Below are 5,520 nucleotides of genomic sequence, written 5' to 3' on the forward strand. Positions count from 1 at the left end.
GCGTTGTCGTGGGTCTGCACGCCGAAATCGGCAGCCAGTTTTTCGCGCAGTTCGGCCACTGGCTCGGCCACGTGGATGTGGGTGGCCGGCACGCCCTGCCGGATCAGGCCGGAAATCAGGCTGCGTGCCATGTTGCCGCCGCCGATGAAGGTGATGGAATCAGCTGCCATGGGAATCTCCTTGGAATCAGGCCGGGCGCGGACGCGCGCCGAACAGGGCGGTGCCGATGCGCACCAGGGTGGCACCTTCGGCAATGGCTTCAGCGTAGTCGCTGCTCATGCCCATCGACAGGGTGTCCACCTGCGGATGACGGGCCACCAGCGCCTCGAAAAGTGTGCGCATGCGCACGAACGCGTCGCGCCGGCGCTCGGCGTCGGGCCACGGCGCAGGAATCGCCATCAGGCCGCGCAGGCACAGGTTCGGCTCGGCGGCGATGGTTGCCGCCAGCGCGTCCACGTCGTCCGGCGCGCAGCCGTGCTTGCTCGACTCGTCATCGATGTTGACCTGGATGAGTACGTTCAGCGGGCCGCGTTCAGCGGGGCGGTAGCGGGCCAGGGCGGTGACCAGCTTGGGCCGGTCTACGCTCTGCACCCAGTCGAAGTGCGTGGCCACCGGTTCGGCCTTGTTCGACTGCAGGTGGCCGATCAGGTGCCATTCCAGGCCCAGCGGCTGCAGTTCCTGCATCTTGGCCAGCGCTTCCTGCACGTAGTTTTCGCCGAACGCGGTCTGGCCCTGCGCGGCAAGCGCAGCCACGGCCTCGGCCGGCTGGGTCTTGGACACCGCCAGCAGGCGCGGCGGTGGCCGCCCGGCGGCAGCGGCGGCGTTGTGCAGGTTGCTCAGGATCTGGGGCAGGGGAGTGGCCACGTAACGCGTTCCGTTCAATCAGGAGGCTATACTGCCGCCCGGGGAAAGATCCTTCCAGTCGAAGCCGTTATTGGGGAGTAGCCGCTCATGGATATCGCCGAGCTGTTGGCGTTTTCCGTAAAGAACAAAGCGTCCGACCTGCATCTGTCCGCAGGCCTGCCGCCGATGATCCGCGTGGACGGTGATGTTCGCCGGATCAACATTCCAGCCCTGGACCACAAGCAAGTCCACGCGCTGGTGTACGACATCATGTCCGACAAGCAGCGCCGCGATTACGAGGAGTTCCTCGAAGTCGACTTTTCCTTCGAGATCCCGTCGCTGGCGCGCTTCCGTGTCAATGCGTTCAACCAGAACCGTGGCGCCGGTGCGGTGTTCCGTACCATTCCGTCCGAAGTGCTGACCCTGGAAGACCTGGCCTGCCCGCCGCTGTTCCGCGAGGTGATCCAGCAACCGCAGGGCCTGATCCTGGTGACCGGCCCGACCGGTTCGGGCAAGTCGACAACGCTGGCGGCGATGATCGACTACATCAACAAGAACGAATACGGCCATATCCTCACCGTCGAGGATCCGATCGAATTCGTGCACACCTCGCAGAAGTGCCTGATCAACCAGCGCGAAGTGCACCGCGATACGCATGGCTTCAACGAAGCGCTGCGTTCGGCACTGCGTGAGGACCCGGACATCATCCTGGTCGGCGAACTGCGTGACCTGGAAACCATCCGCCTGGCGCTGACCGCCGCGGAAACCGGCCACCTGGTGTTCGGCACCCTGCACACCAGTTCGGCGGCCAAGACCATCGACCGCATCATCGACGTGTTCCCGGCCGGCGAAAAGCCGATGGTGCGCTCGATGCTGTCCGAATCACTGCGCGCGGTCATTTCGCAGGCGCTGCTGAAGAAGGTCGGTGGCGGGCGTACCGCTGCGTGGGAAATCATGGTGGGCACCCCGGCCATCCGCAACCTGATCCGCGAGGACAAGGTGGCGCAGATGTATTCGGCCATCCAGACCGGCCAGCAGTACGGCATGATGACCCTGGACCAGCACCTGCAGGACCTGGTCAAGCGCAGCCTGATCACCCGCAACCAGGCCCGCGAATACGCCAAGGACAAGCGTCTGTTCGAGTAAGGCGAGGCAATGGCGGGGCAGGGCGCGCGAATACGTCGCCGGCCCCGCGCTGTTTCCTCCACCGACCGATTCCTGGTACATGCCCCATTGGGAGCCCGCCGTGAACACCACCGCGACCACCATCGATTTCACCTCGTTCCTCAAGCTGATGGCGCACCAGCGCGCCTCGGACCTGTTCATCACCGCCGGCATGCCGCCGGCGATCAAGGTCAACGGCAAGATTTCGCCGATCACCCAGACGCCACTGACGCCGCAGCAGAGCCGCGACCTGGTGCTGAACGTGATGACGCCGGCGCAGCGCGAAGAATTCGAGAAGACCCACGAATGCAACTTCGCCATCGGCCTGTCCGGCGTCGGCCGCTTCCGCGTGAGCTGCTTCTACCAGCGCAACCAGGTCGGTATGGTGCTGCGTCGCATCGAGACGCGCATCCCGACCGTGGAAGAGTTGAGCCTGCCGCCGATCATCAAGACGCTGGCGATGACCAAGCGCGGCATCATCCTGTTCGTCGGCGCGACCGGTACCGGTAAATCAACCTCGCTGGCAGCGATGATCGGTTACCGCAACCAGAATTCGACCGGGCACATCATCACCATCGAAGATCCGATCGAATTCGTGCACAAGCACGAGGGCTGCATCATCACCCAGCGCGAAGTCGGCATCGATACCGACAGCTGGGAAGCCGCGCTGAAGAACACCCTGCGCCAGGCGCCGGATGTGATCATGATCGGCGAAGTGCGTACCCGCGAGGGCATGGACCACGCCATCGCCTTCGCTGAAACCGGTCACCTGGTGCTGTGCACGCTGCACGCCAACAACGCCAACCAGGCGATGGACCGCATCGTCAACTTCTTCCCGGAAGATCGCCGCAACCAGCTGTTGATGGATCTGTCGCTGAACCTCAAGGGCGTGGTCGCGCAGCAGTTGATTCCTTCGCCGGATGGCCGCTCGCGCAAGGTGGCGATGGAGATCCTGCTGGGCACGCCGCTGGTGCAGGACTACATCCGCGACGGTGAGATCCACAAGCTSAAGGARSTGATGAAGGAATCGGYCCAGCTGGGCATGAAGACCTTCGACCAGAGCCTGKTCGAGCTGTACCAGGCCGGTGAGATCAGCTACGAGGACGCACTGCGCTACGCCGATTCGCAGAACGAAGTGCGCCTGCGCATCAAGCTCAGCCAGGGCGGCGATGCCCGCACCCTGTCGCAGGGGCTGGATGGCGTGGAGATTTCAGAGGTACGGTAACGAAGGTGCCGCTGCCGGCGGCAGTGCGATGGATGGCAGGAGGGCATTCATGAAATCCAGTCATGACCGACTGCCATCCAGGTCGTTCAATCCGCTGCCCCTGCAGGCGTATCGTCATCGCTCCCCTACTGGAGCACGACGATGCAGACACGTGAACTCGGCCGCAGCGGCCTGAAAGTCTCCGCCCTGGGCCTGGGCTGCATGGGCCTGAGCCACGGCTACGGTCCTGCCGTCGAGCAGAGCCAGGGCATCGCCCTGCTRCACGCCGCGGTCGAACGCGGCGTGACCTTCTTCGACACCGCCGAAGTCTATGGTCCATATACCAACGAAGACCTGCTCGGCAGGGCGCTGGCACCGCACCGCGACAAGCTGGTGATCGCCACCAAGTTCGGCTTCAAGGACGCACAGGTCGACACCGGCCTGGACAGTCGTCCGGAGAACATCCGTGCGGTGGCCGAAGCCAGCCTCAAGCGCCTGCGCACCGACTACATCGACCTGTTCTACCAGCACCGCGTGGATCCGAACGTGCCGATCGAGGATGTGGCCGGCACCGTGCGTGACCTGATCGCCGAGGGCAAGGTGCGCCACTTCGGCTTGTCCGAAGCCAGCGCCGCCACGGTGCGTCGCGCGCATGCCGTGCAACCGGTGGCCGCAGTGCAGAGCGAGTACTCGCTGTGGTGGCGCGAACCGGAACGCGAACTGCTGCCGGCGCTGCAGGAACTCGGCATCGGCTTCGTGCCGTTCAGCCCGCTGGGTCGCGGCTTCCTGACTGGCGCGATCAACGCCGACACCACCTTCGCCGACAACGATTTCCGCAACACCGTGCCACGCTTTGAAGTGGAAGCGCGTCGCGCCAATCAAGCGCTGGTTGACCGCATCACCACGATCGCGGCGGCGCGGGGCGCCACTCCGGCACAGGTCGCGCTGGCCTGGTTGCTGGCGCAGGCACCGTGGATCGTGCCGATTCCGGGTACGACCAAGATCCATCGCCTGGAAGAGAACCTGGCTGCCGCCGACCTGCAGCTGTCGCCGGCCGAACTGGAACGCATCGCGCAGACGCTGCAGGAGATCGCCATCGTCGGCGAGCGCTACAACGCGCAGCGCGCAGCGCAGGCCAAGGGCTGATCGCAGTGGGTGCGGTCTTTCGATCTGTGGTGGGCTCGGACTCTCGTCCTGTGGTGGGTGCGGACCGTTGGTCCGCACGCCTCACCCCACCATCGGCCCGCGCAGCGCATCAAGCACCGTACGCATCGCCACGGTGACATGCCGGCGCGACGGGTAATACGCGTAGTAGCCATCGAAGTGCGGGCACCAGTCATCCAGTGTTGATTGCAGGCGGCCTTCCAGCAGGGCCGCCTGCACCTGGTCTTCGGGCAGCCAGGCCAATCCGCTGCCGGCCAGCGCCGCAGCCCGCGTCATGCCCATGGTGTTGAAGGTCCACTGACCAGAGACGCGGATGCTCAGCTCGTTGCCATCCTGACCGAAATCCCACGGCATCAGGCCGCCATGGGTGGGCAGGCGCAGGGTGATGCAGTTGTGCGCGGCCAGATCGTGCGGATGCACCGGCGCCACGTGCTGGCGGAAGTACGACGGTGCACCCACCACGCGCATGCGCAGCGGCGGACTGATCGGCAGCGCCACCATGTCGCGTGCCAGGCGCTCACCGAGACGGATGCCGATGTCGTAGCGTTCGGCGACGATGTCGGCCAAGCCGTAATCGGTGGTCAGTTCAACCTTCAGGTCCGGGTACTGCTGCAGCAGCGGTGCCAGCCTTGGCCACGCCAGGTACTCGGCGGCGTGGCCGGTGGCATTGATGCGGATGGTGCCTGCGGGCCGCTCGCGGTACTCGGCCAGCGCGGCCAGTTCGTCTTCGATCTCGGCCAGGCGCGGGGCCAGGGTTTCCAGCAGGCGGGCACCGGCCTCGGTGGTGGCGACGCTGCGGGTGGTGCGGGTCAGCAGGCGCACGCCCAGTCGTTCTTCCAGCCCGCGCATGGCGTGACTGAGGGCGGACTGGGAGACGCCAAGCTGGGCAGCGGCCTTGGTGAAGCTGCCTTCGCGGGCAACGTGGACGAAGGCTTGCAGGTCGTTGAGGTTTTCACGCGGCATGAGGGGATGATACGGCCGGGCTGCGCCCGGCGCCCGAGGTAGTGCCGGCCGCTGGCCGGCAACCTCAACAGCAACAGCCGAAGCAAGAGCAAAAGCTGGGTTCCTGTGGGATGGCGGGGTGGGTCCGGTTGCAGGGGACGCTGCAAGTACGTCCCTGTAAGCTCGGTCGCGCCATCCATGGC

Annotated in this window: 6 protein-coding genes; 3 read left to right on the top strand and 3 right to left on the bottom strand. The window is 65.4% G+C overall.

The features are described 5' to 3' along the window. Nucleotides 1-170: NAD(P)-binding domain-containing protein (locus tag AB4Y84_RS11700; protein WP_442250165.1), on the bottom strand; the 170-nt coding region annotated here is incomplete at its 3' end. Nucleotides 171-186: 16 nt separating this feature from the next. Further along, nucleotides 187-864 carry a YggS family pyridoxal phosphate-dependent enzyme gene (locus AB4Y84_RS11705; protein ID WP_442243887.1) on the bottom strand — a complete coding sequence of 226 codons (678 nt, stop codon included), beginning with the start codon at nt 862-864 and terminating at the stop codon, nt 187-189. Nucleotides 865-951: 87 nt separating this feature from the next. On the opposite strand from AB4Y84_RS11705, the gene AB4Y84_RS11710 reads away from it, so the two are divergent. The 3 genes from AB4Y84_RS11710 to AB4Y84_RS11720 all read left to right on the top strand — a co-directional run bounded on the left by AB4Y84_RS11710 (nt 952) and on the right by AB4Y84_RS11720 (nt 4,357). Then, nucleotides 952-1,989, top strand: coding sequence for a type IV pilus twitching motility protein PilT (locus AB4Y84_RS11710; protein ID WP_004147099.1), 1,038 nt, complete (start codon nt 952-954; stop codon nt 1,987-1,989). Between the two features lie 79 nt (nt 1,990-2,068). After that, entirely contained in the window at nt 2,069-3,232 is a 1,164-nt protein-coding gene (locus tag AB4Y84_RS11715) for a PilT/PilU family type 4a pilus ATPase (RefSeq protein ID WP_442250164.1), read from the top strand. Between the two features lie 141 nt (nt 3,233-3,373). Next, complete coding sequence (locus AB4Y84_RS11720) at nt 3,374-4,357, top strand: aldo/keto reductase (RefSeq protein ID WP_032977300.1); 984 nt, start codon at nt 3,374-3,376, stop codon at nt 4,355-4,357. Between the two features lie 81 nt (nt 4,358-4,438). On the opposite strand, the gene AB4Y84_RS11725 is transcribed toward AB4Y84_RS11720, so the two are convergent. Continuing rightward, complete coding sequence (locus AB4Y84_RS11725; protein ID WP_033830519.1) at nt 4,439-5,338, bottom strand: LysR family transcriptional regulator; 900 nt, start codon at nt 5,336-5,338, stop codon at nt 4,439-4,441. Nucleotides 5,339-5,520 lie beyond the last annotated feature (182 nt).

This window comes from Stenotrophomonas sp. 2YAF22 (assembly GCF_052114665.1).
In the GTDB taxonomy this organism is placed as follows: Bacteria; Pseudomonadota; Gammaproteobacteria; order Xanthomonadales; family Xanthomonadaceae; genus Stenotrophomonas; species Stenotrophomonas indicatrix.

Excerpts from the sequence above, each read along its gene's own strand:
- AB4Y84_RS11710 (WP_004147099.1), top strand. The coding sequence starts at position 952 with ATGGATATCGCCGAGCTGTTGGCGTTTTCCGTAAAGAACAAAGCGTCC.
- AB4Y84_RS11725 (WP_033830519.1), bottom strand. The coding sequence starts at position 5,338 with ATGCCGCGTGAAAACCTCAACGACCTGCAAGCCTTCGTCCACGTTGCC.